The following is a 19,778-nucleotide window of genomic DNA, read 5'->3' as shown; positions in this document are numbered from 1 at the left end:
AACTCAACAATGAGAGCCGACATCCCAAGTCTAGGCGACGTTCTTTTAAAGCGCTCGGCCGACCAATCGGTCGGCAATAGACTTGAACCGATCAGCCTCCGAGCTCACGTCAGAGCAATCTCCCCTGGCCGTGCTCCGGGCCTACGCGCTCACGACTTTGGAGGCGGACGTTCGTTTCTTGACCTGACATTCACATAAGTTTGCCAGCCGATGCGCTGTTATAACCCAGCTATCACTCGGGAGATTTTCTAATGAGAAAGAAGGATTCACGTCCTCTTGGAATTCTGAACCTCGAAAGAGGACCGGCTCCCTCGCCTCCTAGGCTTGGCTCGATCCTCCACCCGTCGACGTTTGAGTTCCCAATCATCTCGGAAACTGTCGAGGGAGCTTGGGCAGATGTGGCAATGAGCGGCGATCCAGCCATTGGACCTGCCACTATCGCAGCAGCCAAGCGTTTGGTGCAGAGAGGAGCTGCTGCGATAAGTTCGAATTGCGCCTCCTTTATCCATCACCAGGAAGCTGTGGCCGCGTCGGTGAACGTGCCAGTCGCGACATCCAGCTTGCTTTTGCTACCAGCATTGCTCCGCCAACTGCCGCCGACTTCCAAGATTGCTGTCGTTTCCGCTGACGCGAGCAATTCCAGCGAACGAATGCATAACGTTATCGATCCGGTTCAACGGTCCAGATTGGTGATTGGTGGCATAGAGGGGGGTAAATTGTACCGGAACGAAATGAAGCGACCGCCAGCATTTACCGAAACCACCGACATTGAGGCGGATGTAGCCACTTGCGTCTCTCGTCTCCTTGCTGCCAATCCGGAGATAGCTTCGATCTTGTTCGAGTGCACGGCTTTCCCACCTGTCTCGCTGTCGATCCGCCGCATGACGAATCTGCCTATCTACGACATTGCCGGACTCTGCCGCATGATGATGGACTCTGTTGCTCATGATGGAGCACGGGCCTCGAAAGTAGTGGGCCTGGGCCCATAGCGCGCGGCCAGCCATAGCCGGATAGATGCGAGTTGGACGAAGGCAAGGTAGTTTCCCGCAAGCTTGTCGCAGCGCGTCGCCACACGACGACATTGTTTGATCGTGTTGAAGAACCGTTTGACCTGTTTGCGAACGCGATAAAGGTACGGGCCGAGTCCGATTGGATCGCTGCAGTTGCTTTTCGGCGGCATGTTGACTTACGCGCCGCCCTTCTTCACTGCAAGCTCCCTGATCCAGTCGACGTCATAGCCACGGTCGGCAAGCAGCATTGAGCCGGGCTTCAGGCAAGGGAGCAGTTTTCCGGCAAGTCGAACGTCGTGGGCCTCGCCGGGGGCTCAAGGCCAACCGTACCGGCAAACCATTGCTATCGACCACCGCATGGATTTTACTCGTCAAGCCGCCGCGTGACCTTCCCATCGGTTGGCGCCGATTCCTAGTGATGCAGGCTCCATGTTGATGCACTCGAACAATCGAGTGTCGATCATTTGAACAGCGGCATGTGGGCCGCAGCAAGTGCGTCCATGATGCGGCCCCAGACACCATCCCGCCGCCAACGGACAAAGCGGTTGTAGCACGTGGTGTATGGACCAAACATCTCAGGCAGATCACGCCAAGGCGCTCCAGAGAGCAAGACTCAGAAGATCCCATTGAGGACACGACGGTGGTTAACCCGAGGAACGCTACGCAGCTTGTCCGGCAGCATGGGCTTGATGGCAATCCATTCATAATCGGCGAGTCCGTAGCGCATGATTCGAGCCCCCAGTTTAGAAACTTGAATCACAGGGTCTGGCCAGATGCAACGCTTCCAAGCAGGTCCCGGTCGGACGCTTACGGAGTAGAAGCGGACATCAGCTAGCCGACAATCTCCGCTGAAACCGTCGAAAATGACCCTTCAGCGACATTGATGCTCGGACGGCGTCGAACAAAATCGCTCAAGCCACTTTTCAGATTTATTCGCTTCGTCTAAGTTGCGAGGTGCTGGAAACGCATTTTTTACGAGCCTCAGACGCGCGGGGTACGAAATGCGGCTTACTTCGGACGATTAACTCCCGTGGTCGAGCCCGAGCAAGTGGCTCAGCAACTCGCGACTTGGTGCATTCCACGGACTAAAGCCGCGAGAAAGGCGCAGAAGGAGCGCGATCCCGCAATCGCTGCTCCCATCGCGCGAGCGTCTCGCCAGCGCCGTAGCGTTGAGCCCGCAAGGCCTGCAACACTGATACAAGGCAGTCGTCCCGCTTCTCTTCGAGCTCGGCGAAATTCAGCTTCTCAATTCTCGCCTGCGATTCTGATTGCTCGGCAAGCCTATCAAGAAATGCATCAGTGAGCTCCGGTACGTCTGTCAGCCTCGTCCAGGGGCATTTTAGCATGGGCCCCCATTGCTCCATATAACGACGCATTCCGGCCGCGCCGCCGCCGATGCGGAAGGGTCCGAGAACGGCCCGACGTAGGCCGAAGGAGTAGCGGACAGCGTCATCAACCTCGTCCACAGTGGCCACACCGTCGTGGACTAACCAAAGTGCCTCGCGCCACATCGCCTCCTGCAAACGGTTGGCGATGAACCCCTCCATCTCTTTGCGAACCACGAGTGGGTGCATTCCAACGGTCCGGTAGATCGCGGCAGCTCGAGCCAATGTTTCGGGCGTGGTGCACTGCCCTCCGCACAATTCGACCAGCGGCATCAGATAGACAGGGTTAAATGGATGCGCAACAAGCAGGCGCTCGGGGTGCTCCATTTCCTCCTGCAACAATGATGGTCTAAGCCCGGAAGTCGACGAGCAAATCAGGGTTTCTGCGGCAGCTGCGCGGCTAGCCTCCGCGAGCAGTTGCCGCTTGACCTCCAAGCGCTCCGGCGCCGATTCTTGGACAAGCTCCACGTCACGCACGGCTTCTGACGGCGACTCAACCACCACCAGGGCTCCCTCCTTGGGCAGCGGCGCCTCCGTAAGACGCCGATATGCTCGTCGGGCCTTAACCAATATCTTCTGTACGCGCTCAATAGCACCGGCCGATGGGCCATACAGGCGCACATCTACTCCGTTCAGTACAAACCTTGCTGCCCAGCCACCTCCGATGAGACCTGCACCCAGCAACCCAACCGTACGCGGTGGACTGTCTGAACTCGACTTTGAACTCTCAGGCATGGGATTTGAGCTCTCTAATATTGCCTTTTGAATTTAAGCGGAAACCTTGAGCGCCAGCTTTGCGTGCAGCGCGTCCGGGCTTCCTTCGCACCCCGATGGTACCGAGAGTCTGTACCGCCCTCTGGGCCAGCTACGCGTTGGTCGTGTGATGAACACCTGAGAAATCATCTCTGCTTCTCCTTCTCAACGTGCCAGGCAGCTCAAGGAGTAGACCGAATCCAAAGTACGCACGTGTCCGGGGCAAAGTGACGTAAGACCCTCGACGGCGCGATTTCGAGCGTATTACCGACTCTTCCCTCGAGAAACGCCGCTGTTGAAGGTTGCGGCCACCAGACAGACCTAGCAAGCGGCGTGCCATACTGTTTGTGCCGCTTTCTGGTGAGGCAAGCGCGATACAAGAAGCTGGTTAGGTCGGACTAAGCTCATCAGCTGTCACAGTTCCAACGTTTTGAAGCTGAAGTTGACACCGCTATGGCATTAATCGCTTCGCTCGAACATGTGAGGTTGACCCATGGTGGCATCTCGAGATGTAGCAATGTGCCGTCCTGAGGCCGTGAAGCGCGGACCCACTCTCGGTTTTGCGGACTGACATTGGAGATCCGCATCTCAACCGAGGGCGCTTACCCGCTCAACCTCAACTAACCTGACGATAACTCTTCTAAAGGCCCATCAAATTATCTCAGAAATGGTCCGCTGTAATGCACACCCTAGCCACTCCCTTGTGCGCGACGGCCGAAAAGGATGTGACCAGATACGGAAACCGCTGTCGAGAGATCCTCTTGCTATTGCAAACGCGCTGGCCTCCGATCCAACAGTAATTATCCTGATTGGTAGTGTGAATTTCCTTAGACGGGTGTTGTAACCCGACTATCAAATAGTTCGATACGTCGTGCCAGTTGAGCCTGTCGTTGTCTCAGTTCCGCAAAAAGATGAATCTTGCGCGCCCCAAGCGCCCCGCGCCACCATGCTGTGCGAAGCCGAATACGCAGCGGGTATGGAATGCAATCGAAAGAGCGCCTCGTGATCCGCTGACCGCCGGATGCGCCAAATCCATTGGTCAGCGATCCTGTTATGATTGTACGATCCCCAAGCACTTGCGGAAGCCGAGATCGCGCGTATCCTTGGCCTCGGCTTCCGCAAATTGACAATCCGTGAAAGTCGTCGATGTACAGAAAGAGCCCATAACTTCTCTGTAGTCTACACAATTCCTCAATCGGCAAATGGCCTCCGGTCCAATAAGCACCATCTCACACATAGGCGACTACTGGTTTATGACACAAGGGCTCGAGCGCACTGATGTCGTTGTGGTCAACTGTGGCGGCAATGTCATCCGGAACAGCGTCGCGATCGGCATCCATGAGACGCAGTGAACAACAGATTGGACGCGATGGGACCCCAAAATGGCGGCGGCCTTAACTAGCAAGCCCGCACGGACGTAGAATAACGCGCCTCTTTTAGCCTGCACCGAGGGTATGTTCGGGACTGCGGCTTCATTGACCGTCGCCGCAACGCTCTTGCTATTTTCACACTTCGACCCGCCGTTTGAGCTATAGGAGGATTGTCTTCCCATGGCACATTGCGTTACCACTCATCCGATTTGCTTTCGACGAGGCGACTCGCAGTTAGCCTTGAGAGCGTACGGGCCGGGAGCCTCGACCCGCTTTCATGAGTGGGTCCCCGGCGAGGCATGTGCGTTCCAAGTTACGCCTGCTCATTGGGACGAGGAGTTTCCTAGCGCCAACGCTTCTCCTCAGCGTCATAGGCGCCCGCCAACGGGTCACTGACAGCCGTCAGCTCCCGTTTCAGGACCTTGTTACTGGACGTATTTCTTGGAAGTGTCGAAATGAACGCAATGTACCGTGGCACCTTAAACACGGCGAGGTGCGAGCGAGCATGCTTTAGAATGCGCTGCACCGTGACATCATCTGGCGAAACGCGTTCCCTTAGCTCGACGTAAATCTTCACCTCCTCTCCGCGCTTTACATCGCGAACCGGCACAGCAGCCACGTCTGACACCTCAGGTATCTCTCGGATCACCGCTTCCACCTCTCGCGCAGCGATGTTCTCGCTCGATCGGCGGATCATATCCTTAGTGCGCCCCACAAGCCAATGAAACCCGAGCTCGTCGCGACGCATTAGATCGCCCGTTCTGAACCAATCCCCTTCAAACGAGGCGGCATTTGCGTCGGGCTTTCTCCAGTATCCCTTGAAGATGCCCCGCCCTCTCACCCACAACTCGCCGACCTCGCCCGGCGCAGCGCGCGTGCCATCCTCTCTCACGAGCCTGAGCCTCCGAAAAAGTGCAGGAACGCCAACCGAGCCGGAGTCGGCCAGCTCTTCAAAGTCATTCGCCATTCGGGTGCCGAAACCTATCTCCGTCATCCCGTAAGCTTCCTGAGTGCGCACCTGGAACCGCTTTCGGAATTGACGTACCGTATCGGGGCCCCACCCCCAGTTCAGGACCTGCTTCAAACACGTCGCGGAGTCTTCATTCCTGGCCTCGGCTTGGCGCGCTATCAGCTCGGGACACTGGCACCACTCGATGCGGTGCTTCTTGAGCCAGTGCATGAATTGAGTCGAACTGAGTTGCGGAGCCAAGTAGTGGGTGCCACCGCGGCGATACGACTGCAAAAGATGCCATGGTCCATCGACATAGAAGAATGGCTGCGCAGAGAGAAATCTCGTGTATGGCTGCTCATCCCAACTCGCAGCTTGATATGAGAAGATTCCCCAATAGTCGTGAGTCAACATGCAGCCCTTTGGAAAACCTGTTGTCCCCGATGTGTATTGAATGCTCAGAAGGTCATCGGGACGAACATCCTCGCCAACGAACGTGTCGGCCGCACCTCTAAGCAACTTATCGAGGGTATTTTCTGTTCTGTGCGAAGCCTGCCCAACAACGATCGCTTCCTGGACTGTACAGTCTTTCGGATGCACCTTTAACTCAGTTAACAGTCCTGATACGGATTCATCGACCACGACGAACCTTGCTTCTGAATCGGAGAGAACATATTCTATCTCTCGCGGAGTATAGCGCATGTTAATCGGGATTATCACCGCACCGAGCTTCGCAAGCGCGAACCACAGGAGTGGGAATTCAATCCGATTGGGCAGCATAACTGCAATGCGCTCGCCTTTGCGTACGCCGAATCTGCGTAAGGCATGCGCGTATTTGTTTGACCATTGATCCATCTCGGCGTAGGTAGCGCGCTGGCCGCGGTCGAAAACGTCAATTGCCCTTATTAAGGCGTGCGATATCGCTCTACTTGAAACAAGTTGACCGACGGTGATCGTGTCGTATGCAGACTCCAGCATCTCACTTCTGCGCATTGCGTTTGCGACGCGCTCTTGCAGCTTCATTCGGCTCAACTTTGTAGGACTCATCATCTACCTTAGAGTTCGAAAGCTCGAAAGCCCGTCATCAGCCGCACTTTTCATCTACAATTCGCAAGCTTGTGGCCGCAAGCGACGCAGTCAACTGAGCCTATGTACGCGTGAGTCTCGATTGCTGCTTCTTTGAGGAAGCCGTCCATCAGATCATCACGCTTGCCCTGATTACCTCTCTTGCCGAATTCGCAACTGACATCATGAAAAGCAGATACCTTAGCAAGGAGCAGCGGGACAACTACCAGCTCTGGTACTCTGGTGAATTAGGTATTGCAGAGACAACCGCGTGGTATTCTGGGAAATGAGCAATCGAGCTTTCTGCTGGTCTACCCTCTTAACCAATGCTCTTCAGAGTAACAGCCCGATCACCAAGCTGAGCAAACCCGATATGCTCGCCATCGCTGTGCCGCTGCGCCACAGTGCACCTCCTGTCGACAGCCAGCGGAACTTTTAAGCCAGCCAGGTCTACATACTCGAGCTGAAGCCTAACAGGGCCGCACACGCGTGTACCCAGCGACACACGCAAAGCAAGGATCTCCACCTATGATTGTCTTAGCAGCTCAACATCGTATCGAGACTCTTGCTGATTGGCAACATCGGGGGCTGCCGATGCTACCCATGAGTGAGCCACCACAATTTGCTTATTGGAAACGCTCATCTGCCTGTTGGAACTGTTACTTTGGCAGCTTTGCGTTGTAAGGAGCGTGTTTTTGGGAATGCCGGTATGAAGGCGGCCGATCGTGCGGTTACGTTGCCTTTCCAAGTACTCCCCCGCGCTACTCATCAGGGCTTTTCTCGCGCCAAGGTACGGCCGAATGAAAGTGCATCCGGGTCGCACAGAGGTACACCATTCGTGAAAAAAGTGAGCGACATCGCCTGACTTTGCTCATCGACGGCAAACCGAGCGTTGGTTCTAAACGTCAGCTCAAGGGATGGATCCAGTTGAACGAGAGGGCTGCGGCAACAAACTAGTGGGTGAAATAGGTCTTCGCGCGCTTCGAATAAGTGTTCGAAATCGTTAGGAGCGGACAGAAGAAGTTAAAGTCGAGTAGCATTGACAAGAAAACTATCGGCGCCGCGTCGGGTGACGCTGAAATCGTTGGAAAGAAGCTCGCTAATAAAGGAGTGATCAGCTGCGAACTTCCCGCCGCCCATCCGTTCGGTCAACGCAGCAGCAATCGTTGCCTTGCACTTGCCCATTCGGCCCACTCTGATGCGAGGCTGCCGGATGATCCCGCGCGACTTCACGCGACACTAACTGAGTGTTAGACCGATCGTCACCGCCGCAATGCAACAAAACATACCTCCAGTCTAACAATCGGTTCGCGGTAACGTTGACCAATTACTCAAAGAATTGACCTCATCGTAACAGGCTGCCAAAAGCGGACCGAAGCAGGCATCTTCAGACGTCGAAGATCACACATCGAGACAAACTCCGTCGCTCCTCCGAGGCAAGAGAGCCCCTGAAAGGAGGACAGCGGAACCAATGAATCATCGACGATCTTCTTCCAATGACCGACGGCGCTTTGCTCGTTACCGCTGCCTTGACTGCGGCATGTTCGTTATTCAGGTCAAAGCTAGCACAATATGAGCACTCGCCAGCGCCCCTAAAACAACGATCTTCGGACTTCCGTATCATGTTCGACGATTGCTAGCGCATCGCGAACCTTTTGCGTGGGCTAGTCGAGGTAGCATTCATTAGCCCTAACCGCCACATTCCTTAAGCCGCGATGGCCGTAGAAACTCAGTCCGGCGGACCGGCCAACTAGGGCAACTCTCGCACTACTCCCGAGCGAACATAACGAATTTGCACTTTCACAAAATCAGATGTAAGCCGGCATCTGTGCGCACGCATTCACCCGTAATGTTGCTCGAAGCAGCGCTTGCCAGGAACAATATTAGCTGCGCAACGTCCTCAGCTGTCGAAGCTTTCTTAAGCGGTGCACGCGCTAACACAGCATCGCGCACCTGCCGAGCGCCAGCCTCTCCGCGATCTTTGGCAAACCATTGCGTGTCGATGTACCCGGGACAAACGGTATTGACGCGAATGAAAGGCGCGAGCGCGCGTGCTAGCGGTTGCGTCATTGCATTCAGCGCGCCCTTGCTAGCTGAGTAAGCGATCGAGGAGCCATCGCCGTTAATGCCTGCGATCGAAGATACATTCACCACGGCTGCTGTATGCCCACTCAGGTTGGCGCCGGCTTGGAGCAGCGAGCGCGCCGCACGAACCATTTGGTACGGTCCGATAGCATTGACGGCATAGATGCGCTGAAACTCCTCTGCCAAAAGTCCATCAAGATCGCGCTGGGGCACGTGCTTTGTAACGCCGGCATTATTGATGAGCACGTCAAGCCGACCCCACGGCGCGGCGGCCGCAACAATCTTCCTGCAATCTCGTTCGAGTGAGACATCACCTTGCACTACCACTACCTCAGCAGCGCCCGCGATGCGGCAGGCCTCGGCAGTGGCCTCAGCTTCTTTTTGGCTCTTGGAATAGTTCACCACGATGTGCGCTCCGCCATGAGCCAACAATAGAGCGGTGGCCGCTCCAAGCCCGGATGCTGACCCGGTCACTATCGCGCATATTCCATTTCTCAGCATCGTTCTGTCCTCTTGAGCACGTGAGCGTCCATTAGCGTACGACGGAACGCGCGAGATCAAAACCGGCATAGCTTCCCACCATGTTTTTTTCGACCCGACGTGACCTTGCATATAGTGACCGGCTACCGCGCTCGGTTAAGTTCTTCCCTGCCGGCTGTCTATCGAACTTTGATTGTTAAACACCCAAAAGTTGATAGAGGCAGCTCCTTTTCTCTGAGCAATGGAACAGGCTCGCCGGAACGATTTGCGACAGCGTTGGCAAGCGCCATTAGATCTACGATCCTTTAAGCAATCGGCGTGCCATGCAGCGCGGCCTCCTAGTCGCTGATTGAAAAATGCAAATCGCACCTATTGCAAAGACAACAAAAGAAGCTTTTCAGACATCGCGGTAATGAGTCCGACACAGCTGCTGTGACAAGACCTGACTTCAATGCTATTCGCCCCTCCGTTCACCGAACTAGCATCATTGTGTGTATGCGCCTCAGGTAACAAGGCGCTGCCGTTCTCTGACAGGTTTAGGTCCAGTAGCTCCGCGGCGGACGCCTTCGTATGTACAAGCAAGGACGCGGTCGTCGCCGACGGCGATGGTGTGGACAGACGACAATGGCAAGAAAGAAACTGCCACTCTCCCCGCCTCCACTTTCGCGCGCGGGGGGTAGTGTGCGGGAGGTTCTGCAAAAGCTGAGAGGTTGAAGCGGTCATGGTAAGTCCGGTGATTGCGAAGATCACCGCTCGTAGAGGAGCTTGGACCCGCCATGACCGTGACGAAGATTAGGACACATGTCTCTGCAGTCAAAGAGTTGTTGAGGTCGGACAAGGAGTTCTTGAAGCCGCTGATCCAGGGTGCGGTGCAGGAAATTCTCGAAGCCGAGATGACGGAAACGCTGGGTGCGGAGAAAGGAGAGCGCAGCGAGGGGCGGCTTGGCTATCGCTCCGGCTACTATTCCCGCTCGTTGATCACCCGGGTCGGCAAGATCGAGCTGAAGGTGCCGCAGGACCGGCAGGGGCGGTTCTCGACCGAGTTGTTCGAGCGCTACCAACGCTCGGAGAAGGCGTTGGTGGCGGCCTTGGCCGAGATGTACGTGCAAGGCGTCTCGACGCGGAAGGTCAAGCAGGTCACCGAGGAACTGGTGGGCCATGCCTTTTCGGCCTCGGCGATCAGCGCGATCAGCAAGCGGCTGGATGCGTCGCTGAAGGCGTTCTGCGAACGCAAGCTCAAGGAGCCGTTCCCTTATCTGATCCTGGACGCCCGCTACGGGCGGATCCGGGAGGATGGGATCATCGTCAGCCAGGCGGTGCTGATCGCGATCGGGGTCGACTGGGAAGGCCGGCGCCAGGTGCTCGCGGTCCAACTCGCCAACCGGGAGAGCCGGTCGAGCTGGAAGAAGTTTTTGGAAGACCTGAAGGCTCGTGGCCTTCATGGCGTCGAGTTCGTCGTCTCCGACGATCATCCGGGCTTGAAGAAGGCAATCCCCGAAGTGCTCACCGGCGTGTTCTGGCAGCAGATGGATGTACGACCGGCGCGACCTCTCGGAGGTCCGGCGCGATCTGGCCGCCTGGCTCGCAAAACGGGGTGGCAAATACCCCAAACTCACCGGCTGGGTTGAGGAGAACATCGAGGAGACGCTCACCTACTTCCGCCTGCCGCTGGTACACCGCAAGCACATGAAGTCGACCAACATGCTGGAGAGGCTCAACGAGGAGATCAGGCGGCGCACTTATGTGGTGCGGATCTTCCCCAATGCCGAGAGCTGCTTGCGGCTGGTGCGCGCCTTGACCGTCGAGCGTCACGAGACTTGGTTCGAGGATCATCGCTATCTGAATATGGACCTGCTTGCTGAAGGAACACAAGAAGGAGGCGTTACGCCAAGCGGCCTGACGATGCTCAGGCCCACCAAGGGGATGCACGCCACCCCTCTCCGCCGCCGTCGCTCGCCAGCGCTACGCTTTTGGGCAAGCGAGCGACGGCGGCTCCGAGGGGATGGCTTGGCCGGACCCATGATCGATTTTGCTGAACTTGACGCACAGAACTCGCGGGGGTGCCGGCTTTGGCCGCCCACCGCGAGGCGCACCCGAGCCTCACCCTGTACCTACAGCAGCCCCGGAAGTTTCGGTCTCCTTAGACACGCAGCCGGACTAGGCGCTGCTCTATCGGCTGAATGGAGATTTCAATCCGCTTCATTCCGATCCAGACGTCCCCAAGCATGCCGGCTTTTCGCGGCCAAGCCTGCGCGGCCTCAGCACTTTTGCTATCACTTGCCGTGCCGTGCTGCGGGAGTCCTGCAATTGCGATCCGACGAGGATCGTGAGCCACGAGGCGCGCTTCTCCCGTACTGCGCGCGATGCAATCACTGTCGATCTCTGGCGACATGTCAAAGTGATCTCGTTCGAGGCGCGCCTAATCGATCGGTGTGCGACAGTGATCAAGAATGGCGAAGGCCGTGCGGTGCTACTTTCTATAAGTACTTCTCAACTCGGTGACCCGCACTCGTACTTGCTCGGCCCGGTTGCGAAAGCGCTTCCCGCTTCTACGCCGGCGAGGACTTGCCCCCTCCATTAGGATCACGACGGACGTTCCGTTGGTGATCAAAGTTTGCAGCAGCTGTTGTCAGAAGAATGCCGCCACCAGAGAACCGGTTGATAAGGGTGCCACGCTCGACCGCACCACCCTAGCAGTCCGACGTTGATCTCCTATTCAGATCTGCGAAAAAGTCGGTCCTACAGTCAAGAACCCGATAGCTTTTCGCTTTGGTGTCGATCGCCTTCCTTTCGCGCAATCCGCTCGTCACGGAGCTGAGCCCGGCGCACTTTTCCGGCCTCATCCCGAAGCGGCTCGGCAACAAATTCGATAGTGCGCGGAAGCTTGTAGGTAACCAGCCGCTCGGCCAGATGCGCGAGCAGCATCTCAGCAGATAGGCTTGGATGAGCCTGGACTATGGCGTGAACGCAGGAGCCCATCTCCTCATGCGGCAGACCGATCACAGCGCTCGATATCGCCAGTGGATGCTCGTCGATTGCGGCCTCGACTTGGGCTGGATAGACGTTCGCGCCGCCTACCAGAATCATGTCGGTGCGACGGTCGGCGAGATAGAGATAGCCATCCTCGTCGAAATGTCCGATGTCTCCGAGGCTCTCCCAACCGCCCGGGAGCGTGCGGGCCATGGCGCCACGATAGGCGTATGAACGCCCCTCAATCTCGCGCATGTATATCTCGCCCGGCTCGCCATGCGGCAATATACTTCCCTCATCGTCTACGATCTTGATTTCGCCCCAGCTCACTCGACCAACGGATCCCCGATGCTCAAGCCATTCGCGCCCAGTGATGACTGTGCCCGCTTGGTTCTCGCTACCACCATAGAGCTCCATTATGGTATCAGGCCCGAGCCAATTGATGAACGCTTCCTTGAGCCAAGGCGGACAAGGTGCAGCAAAGTGCCAAAGCGTCTTCAGCGACGAAACGTCGTAGCGGGTCCGCACCTCTTCTGGCAGCCGCCAGATGCGGCTCATCATGGTCGGCACCAAATAGACCCATGTCGCTCTTCGCCGCTCAATCTCGGCTAGCACATCCTCTGCGTTGAAGCGCGGCATCAGGACTATTTGGGCGTCGCTGGCCAAGGCTTCCTTGGCGCTTGAAAACGGTCCAGTATGATAAAGTGGACCAGGAATTAGCGCAGTGTCGCCGCGGCCCAATCGATAAAAGCTTTGGATCGCGGGTTTAGCGAGTGTCGATCCGGGCTTTCCGGAAAGAATCAACTTAGGTCGTCCCGTAGACCCTCCTGAAGTCATAGCCGTACAAACAGGGGCAGTGCACGACATCAGCGGACTGTCATCCTCGCAGATCTTGAGCAGCTCTGACACGTCGAAGCGACGTCTGTCGGTTTCCATTCCTGGCAATGCGATTACGATCGGCGGATCGGCGAGGTCGACTATGCCTTGCAACTCGGCGCGCGGTAGTCGGGAGGAGACAGGCTGCGGTGTAGCGCCAAGCTTCCAAACACCCCAGCATGCCTGCACAAACTCGACGCTGTTGGGCAGTCCGATGGTGACCAAATCGCCGAGCTTAACACCCAATGCCTGCAGTGCTCGTGCGACGCGATTCGCGCTCACGTCCAGCTGGCTCCAGGTAAGTTCGGTTTCCCGGCAGCTAACCGCTCGCTCGTTCGGCATCATTTCGGCAGAGCGGGACAGCTTCTCGCCTAGCGAAATCACATCTTCAGCCATATTTCCTCACCAACGCTTTGGTCCGTCCGTTTTGTTTAACCGCAACTCCACTCTGCGAGAATGAGCTCAAATTCGCGGGGAAAATGCGCAAATGCAACACGACTTGCGCAGTTTTTTCCTTAAAAAATTGCCGAAGGAGCGATTTGGCGGTGTTTGCTCCAAGTGGTCCGGGCTTCAGAATATCTCAAGTGCGCGCGTGCACTTGAACTGTGGAAATGGCCAATGGCAATCGAGCCACGCGAGAAAGGATCTTCCTGTGTAGTCTCGGTGCCTGTCCCCTCATCGGCTCGGAGATGAGATGACTGATCTTCCTTCCGCGATCTGGCCGGTCTCATGCCGACCGCAACCTTCATGCTATTGACCAGGGACGAGCTGGTGAGCGAAGCCGCCTTTTTCCTGGGCCGGGGCCAGTGCCTGACTTCCGAGCCACAATGATGCAAACTCAGCCTGCCCGCCATATGCCGGACTGAAGAACAATCAAGCTGGCCAGCTTGACCGCGGGATCGCCATGAAAAAATCGATCGCGGCTCGACACTGCTTGATGCGCCTTCTATTCGCGCATCACACGCAGTTCCTGCTTGGCTCCTGCCTTTCCTGCGCAGGACTTCTTTTCTTTCGCGAGCTTCTCCTCAGAGAGCATTGCACTGCCGATGATGCCCTGCCTAGCCAATTCCGCGATCTCTGCGTCGGACAAGTTGAGAAGCTTTGAGAGGATCTCTCTGTTATGTTCACCCAATGTGGGAGCTGGCACATGAATCGCACTGGGAGACCTGCCTTCGCGTATCGGCAATGAAGCCTGTGGATGTCGCCCTATGAAAGCACGTTCCACGTCCTGCAGAAAAGCGCGTGACCTAAGATGCGGATCGTTGAGAAGGTCAATCGGTAGTCGAGCCACACCGGCAGCGATCCTCGCAGCCTGCAATTCGGACATAGCCTGGTCCGGATGGCGAGTGAGCGTCCAGGCCTCAATGCAACTCTCGATGACATCCTCGATCTCACGGCGTGCTTCCGTATCTTTCAAAGATTCGTCCGCGGACCAGTCTCTGCGCCCAATAAGCGATGCAAGCCTCTGCCACATGCGCTCATCCGTCGCAGCCAACACAATCCAATTGTCGTCACCCGCACATCGGAAACAGCCATGGGGCACGAACTGCGGATGTCGATTACCGTACCTTTTCGGGTCCTCACCATCGATAGAGTGAAGGGTTATCCATGGTGCCGCGAACGGCATCATGCATTCAATTAGCCCAAGGTCAATGAACTGACCGTGCCCGGTACGACGGGCGTGGATCAGCGCAACTAGTATTGCAGCACAGCCATTCAGACCGCCCACGGCATCGCCGAATGCGATGTGGCTCATGGCGGGTGGCCCGTTAGCGCTTCCAATCAAGTTCGGCAGCCCAGAGCCCTGCTCGAAAGTCGAGCCGTAGCCTCGGCACTCGCGGTGTAGGCTGTCCGCACCAAAAGCGGACATAGACAACATCACAACTCTCGGGTTGAGTGCTCTAATCACCTCGTAACTGAGCCCAAGCTTCGGCAGCACATCGACTGAATAATTGTCGACGGCGACGTCCGCGCCCGCCAAAAGCCGTTTGGCAAGAGCGACGCCTTGCGAACGTGTCAGATCAAGTGTGATGCCCCGCTTGTTGCGGTTCAGGACGCAGAATGGCCCAGCCTTCTCGTACATCTGTCTGTCTACGTAAGCGGTCCGCCGGTCAACGCCACGCGACCAATCCGGATACTGGATAGCCTCAATTTTGATGACGTCGGCGCCGAGGTCGGCCAGTGTGCGGGTACACAAGGGGCCCGCCCAGCCCATGCTGAAATCGATGACTCGAATTCCTTGTAATGGCTGCCGGGCCGCATCACTTCGGCCATGGCCCAGGGGGTCTATGCTGATCGGAGGCCTTCTGCTATTTGCGTAAGCCTGCGGCTCACCGGTGGCCGGCACCTTCCCTCCCCGGAGCGGCTGGCTCCTAGTCAGTCGCTGGGCCGATCCTACCGAGAAGGCCTCTTCCTCCCCAAAGAGCACGGGCACGAGCGCGCCGCGTCGTTTTTTCTCCTCATCCAGGAGCAGATTGGATATTTCGGGCACGGGTACTAACGGGATTCTGCGGTTAAGCCCTTCCGCAAGCCACTGCAGCGCCGTGCGAGTCCTCAACCTCGGGATGAACTGCCGTTCGATCTGCTTCATGTGCTGTAGACGATCTTCAGTGAGAAGAAGACCTAAATCATCACGCAAGTCAGACAGCCCGAGCATATCGCAGAATGCGCGCCATTGAGCTGGCGTCGCCACCGAAACGCCCAGCCACCCACTCTTCGTTTCATAAATGCCCCATGGAAAGACCGACGAGAAGCGGTTGACGCCTAGCCGGCGCATCACGCCGCCGTGCTGAAACGCTTGCGCCATCTCATACTCGCTCAGGGCGACGCTTGATTCAAAAACGCTGAGAGACCAGGAGCGTCCGGGTCCGCCGCGCATTCGCCCAACCGCTGAAGCAGCTGCGGCAATGAAGCCCCACAAACCGGCGAGAATCCCCGTTTGGAAATCCGGTGCATGCACCGGGGGCCCCTCGGCTGGACCAACCAACTTGATGAGGCCGGCGAGCGCACGGATAGTGGAATCAGTCGCGCTAAAGCCTGCATAAGGACCATGTGTTCCAAACCAGCTTGCTTCGATGTAGATCATCAGGGGGCGCTGCTTCCGAATTGCGGCAACATCAATGGGGGGACAAGCGGCGCAGTCGATATTGCGCCCGTCGATAAGAACGTCGCAGCTGTTGATTAGTGCCGACACTTGCTTACTCGCGTCCGATTTGGCAGGGTCGACAATGATGCTTGACTTATTGAAGTTCAGGAATGCGAACCACGCGCTGTGGCCTCCGGGCGTGAATGGCTCGCTGCGGCGAAGTGGATCGCCTGATGGCGGCTCGACCTTCTGAACATCCGCACCGAAGTCGGCAAATAAACGGGCGCAATAGCTGGTCGCAGCCGAGCTGCCAATTTCGACAACACGCAAATGACCGAAGGCTCTGCTTGTTTCTTTTGCTTTTTCAACCATGCTGCCGTTCCTTCACGAGAGGCGCCCTGACGTGTGTAGCTGCCGAGACAGCCCTTTCAGCGCCGCTCATTAGCTTCCATTCGCACGGACGCTCTAGAGCGACGCACAAACCCATTATATGCAAACTAAGGGTTTTCGAGATCGCCCTGGAGTGCCACAATATCGAGCATTGCATAGAATTGCTCCCCGTCGCACTTCGGCGAACGGCCCAACTGCAAATGCAGCCTGCGCGATCGTCTAGGGAACCTATTAATTGCGACGGACAAGCGACTTTTATCAATTCTGCACATTTACCCGTCACAAGCTTAGGTAGTACCTAAGGCGAGTCGGCAATACACGATACCCGCCGACGGAAGACCGAGACACTACCTACCTAGGTGAGGAAACCGCCGGATCTCGGCTTCGGCGGCGGCACACCCGCTCCTAAGCGACAGCAGTGTCAATCGAGACTGCGGTTTGAAGCGGAAAGATCTCGCCGGGCGCGTTCCACTAAGCTTTGTAGCTGTGGTGAGTGACACCGGGCGACACGCCAGCACTGCCTGACGAATTTGAATGTCGTACAAAAGCGGTTCGCAGACGGTCTGCAACCGATCTCTATCATTTTCGTAGAGCTCATTTCGGAACCAGGTGCTTGTTTCAGGAAACGGCGGTAACTCTCGTGTGCGCCTTCACGTCGTTCAGTCCAAGCAGCCGCTCAAGTAATGTAGAAGCCAAAACAGGTCGACAAAAAGACCATATAGACGCGCCGACCACCTCACATTGACTACGACTGGTGTGCTCGAGCGCCTCATGAACGACAAATCAAAAGGAATCACAGAAAGCGCTCTTAGGCCATGCTGATGAGATCGTGCGGCTCGTCGGCTATTTGGACCGGGGCCAGCAATCCGCAGCCGGCGAACACCGTCATGTGGCGTGGAAAGTCACGCCTCAACGACAATGCGCTGGGCGCCGAGGGAAGGGAGCCTTTGTAGGCAAATTGGAAGCCCACGGATGCCGCATGTCCGGAGCAGAAGCAACGATAACTTAATGCCACGGATTTCAACGGCACTTTGGTTATCCTCGGGTGAGTTCATGTACGGTCTGCTAGTTGCTGCCGCTGCCGCGGCAGCTACCCTGATGGAAAATGCAGATGCGACTTCATCAACGCGTCGTGCTGGTCACGGAAAACATCATTCTGGACAATGAGCGCAGCCCGGCCTTAGGCAATTTGCGACCGAGGCGTTGTGGAATGAAGTCTCCCCAACATGAGGAACATCCGCTGATCGCAGGACTCGTTTTTTGGCTGAGCCCCTCGGCTGTTGACTTCCACTCCGCTCACGGATTAGGCGGCAGCGGAACCAACGCTCGCTAACGCAGCTTTATACTGCTCTGAAATCTCCTCCACCAGCTCGGCAGCACCTATGATCGAGCGAACAGCTGAAACGGAGTGACCAGCGGTTTGGATACTGTTCCAGCATGGCGGTTCATCGCTTGAACGCGTTCCGGTAACTTTATGCTTTGTGCGCCACTCCGATACCGATTCATCAACCTTTGATGGATCGAGACCGGCTGCCACAATCGAACTCCGCAGCACATTCATCGGGATGCCCGAAAATGCACTGGTCAAGATGACGTCGTCGAGAGTGCTATTAATCAACATCTGACGATAGTTATCGCTCGCCATGCTTTCCGACGTCGCAATGAAGCGAGTACCCATGCAAGCAAGCTCGCAACCAAGCACGCGTGCTGCTGCAAGGGAGCCGCCGTCCACAATACCGCCGGCGAGTACAATTGGGACATCGAAATTGGCACGAACCGCGCGAACGAAAGCAAATGGATTCGCCCAACCGGTATGACCTCCCGCGCCAGCGGCGAGCAAAATCAAGCCATCGACGCCAGCTGAGGTGGCTCTTTCAGCGTGATGCAACGAGGCGACGTCAGCGAACACAAGACAACCGATCTCGTGCAAAGCATCGACTGCAGCAGCGGGGGGGCCGAGGCTCGTGATAACAATCTCCACCTTGTGACGCACGAGACATGCAAGATCGTCTTTGAACCGCGGGTCTCGTATCATAAGAGTTGGACAGTGCGGCGCTACTGGTTTCGCCGAATTAGCTAGATTGCTTTCAATTCTGACCAACCAATGATCGAGTTCATCAATAGACCTGGCGTTGGCTGTGGGAAACGCCCCGATCGCTCCCGACCGGCAGACGGTGCTGACAAGATCCACCCCCGATACACCAAACATTGGCGCGACGATTAGAGGCAACGTCATCCTGGAAGATAATGTGTTCCGCAATCGGGCACTGTCAAATACTACAGGCATAGACGTCGGCTCCTTTTGAGTTCTACTTTACAGAAACTTTCGTTGGGACGCTGTACGGCGGTTGTGAGTTCAGTGCATCTCGGTGGTCCGAACCTGCGATCTGTGAACACAGGAGGTCACACAGGGCAGAAGGCCCCTGACGTTTGCAAACGAATCGATCGCATGCTCTTACCACCAATTCAATCGCAAGAACTGGTAGTAGACTGAGTTGATATTGTGCACAGTGGCCGATTTGCGCTGCACTCGCAGCGAACGACTACATGCTGGATGTTCATCCCCGGAGGCGGCAGCTGCGGGACGGGTCTTCCAAAGCGACGCTTTGATAGATTTAGTTGCCTTACCAGCGCGGTGGACGCGTCGCCGTGTTTCCTTCTTAGGCCGGTATCTCTACTTCATTGATTGTGGATGCGGAGATCCGCAAGGTTGACCAGATGGCGCGGCGGTTCGACTTGGTCTGGATTTGATGTTACCGCGTCCTGTGAATTTCGTACTAATGACGATGTGGAAATCGGCTTTCGAGAGATGGCCTCGTCGGTCTCGTCTCCGTGTTTTCAGCATGGCTGAAGCTCAAGTCGGTCTTGCTGCGTCATTCTCCAAAAATCGACGCTTCGAGCGCACGGTTGCAGACGTTGTACGTGGCGAGATCCTCGCAATCTATCCACGCCTCTGCGCTCATCATTGCAATAAACGATGGGCATAGCTTCGGCCATTTTCTTCTCGGACAGTTAAGAGCCTCGATAATGTGAGCCCCCACCGGTTCAGCATGCCCGTCGAACCAATCTGGCTCGACAAAAGCCGCCGCGGTTCTACATCGAGCCCCGTCCGTGAACTCAGCTTCATCTGCAGCACCGAGTTGGCGAACGATAGCGGGGTTCGAGCGATCTTTGGTTTCGCTTGGGAATAGTCCCACTGCGATCTCTGCGCATCCCGAGGAGTTCCAGGTTTGACAGCGTCATTTGAAGCGGAGGCATAGCCAGCACCGCCACAAGCTTCGGCAAGATCGACGTTCAGCGTAGTGAAAGGCGAACCGTCGCATTTGCCACGCCATCTCGGGTCGACGTGCTCTGCTTGAG

Annotated in this window: 10 protein-coding genes and 2 pseudogenes; 3 read left to right on the top strand and 9 right to left on the bottom strand. The window is 56.5% G+C overall.

Features of this window, described 5'->3' with window-relative positions; translation table 11 throughout:
* The first annotated feature begins 251 nt into the window (after positions 1–251).
* The gene (locus XH80_RS00645; RefSeq protein ID WP_271596921.1) at positions 252–989 is read left to right on the top strand and encodes a hypothetical protein; all 738 of its coding nucleotides are present in this window, start codon (positions 252–254) and stop codon (positions 987–989) included.
* On the opposite strand, the pseudogene XH80_RS00640 reads toward XH80_RS00645, so the two are convergent.
* The 5 genes and pseudogenes from XH80_RS00640 to XH80_RS00620 all read right to left on the bottom strand — a co-directional run bounded on the left by XH80_RS00640 (position 944) and on the right by XH80_RS00620 (position 9,118).
* A pseudogene (locus XH80_RS00640) lies at positions 944–1,737 on the bottom strand (IS5 family transposase). The gene XH80_RS00645 and the pseudogene XH80_RS00640 overlap by 46 nt on opposite strands.
* A 358-nt stretch (positions 1,738–2,095) precedes the next feature.
* Positions 2,096–3,130, bottom strand: coding sequence for a 3-hydroxyacyl-CoA dehydrogenase NAD-binding domain-containing protein (locus XH80_RS00635; protein ID WP_271596920.1), 1,035 nt, complete (start codon positions 3,128–3,130; stop codon positions 2,096–2,098).
* Positions 3,131–4,861: 1,731 nt separating this feature from the next.
* Positions 4,862–6,490, bottom strand: a complete 1,629-nt coding sequence (locus tag XH80_RS00630) for a class I adenylate-forming enzyme family protein (protein WP_271596919.1) — start codon at positions 6,488–6,490, stop codon at positions 4,862–4,864.
* A gap of 1,065 nt (positions 6,491–7,555) precedes the next feature.
* Entirely contained in the window at positions 7,556–7,717 is a 162-nt protein-coding gene (locus XH80_RS00625; RefSeq protein ID WP_271596918.1) for a hypothetical protein, read from the bottom strand.
* 615 nt (positions 7,718–8,332) lie between these two features.
* Complete coding sequence (locus tag XH80_RS00620) at positions 8,333–9,118, bottom strand: SDR family NAD(P)-dependent oxidoreductase (RefSeq protein WP_271596917.1); 786 nt, start codon at positions 9,116–9,118, stop codon at positions 8,333–8,335.
* A 755-nt stretch (positions 9,119–9,873) separates the two neighbouring features.
* Between XH80_RS00620 and XH80_RS00615 the strand changes: the two are divergent.
* Positions 9,874–10,997: pseudogene (locus tag XH80_RS00615) on the top strand (IS256 family transposase).
* A 264-nt stretch (positions 10,998–11,261) separates the two neighbouring features.
* Complete coding sequence (locus XH80_RS43805; protein ID WP_442869090.1) at positions 11,262–11,678, top strand: MaoC/PaaZ C-terminal domain-containing protein; 417 nt, start codon at positions 11,262–11,264, stop codon at positions 11,676–11,678.
* 164 nt (positions 11,679–11,842) lie between these two features.
* Here the strand turns inward: XH80_RS43805 and XH80_RS00605 are convergent, their stop codons facing one another.
* The 4 genes from XH80_RS00605 to XH80_RS00590 all read right to left on the bottom strand — a co-directional run.
* Complete coding sequence (locus tag XH80_RS00605; protein WP_271596915.1) at positions 11,843–13,339, bottom strand: AMP-binding protein; 1,497 nt, start codon at positions 13,337–13,339, stop codon at positions 11,843–11,845.
* Positions 13,340–13,889: 550 nt separating this feature from the next.
* A complete protein-coding gene (locus tag XH80_RS00600) occupies positions 13,890–16,400 on the bottom strand; it encodes a CoA transferase (RefSeq protein WP_271596914.1) in 2,511 nt (836 codons plus the stop codon).
* Positions 16,401–17,721: 1,321 nt separating this feature from the next.
* The gene (locus tag XH80_RS00595) at positions 17,722–18,705 is read right to left on the bottom strand and encodes an NAD(P)H-dependent flavin oxidoreductase (RefSeq protein ID WP_271596913.1); all 984 of its coding nucleotides are present in this window, start codon (positions 18,703–18,705) and stop codon (positions 17,722–17,724) included.
* Positions 18,706–19,380: 675 nt separating this feature from the next.
* The coding region (locus XH80_RS00590) for a hypothetical protein (RefSeq protein ID WP_271596912.1) at positions 19,381–19,778 on the bottom strand (398 nt) is incomplete at its 5' end.

Source organism: Bradyrhizobium sp. CCBAU 45384, from assembly GCF_028128665.1.
GTDB classification, from domain to species: Bacteria; Pseudomonadota; Alphaproteobacteria; order Rhizobiales; family Xanthobacteraceae; genus Bradyrhizobium; species Bradyrhizobium manausense.
This window is presented reverse-complemented; position numbering and strand designations above follow the sequence as displayed.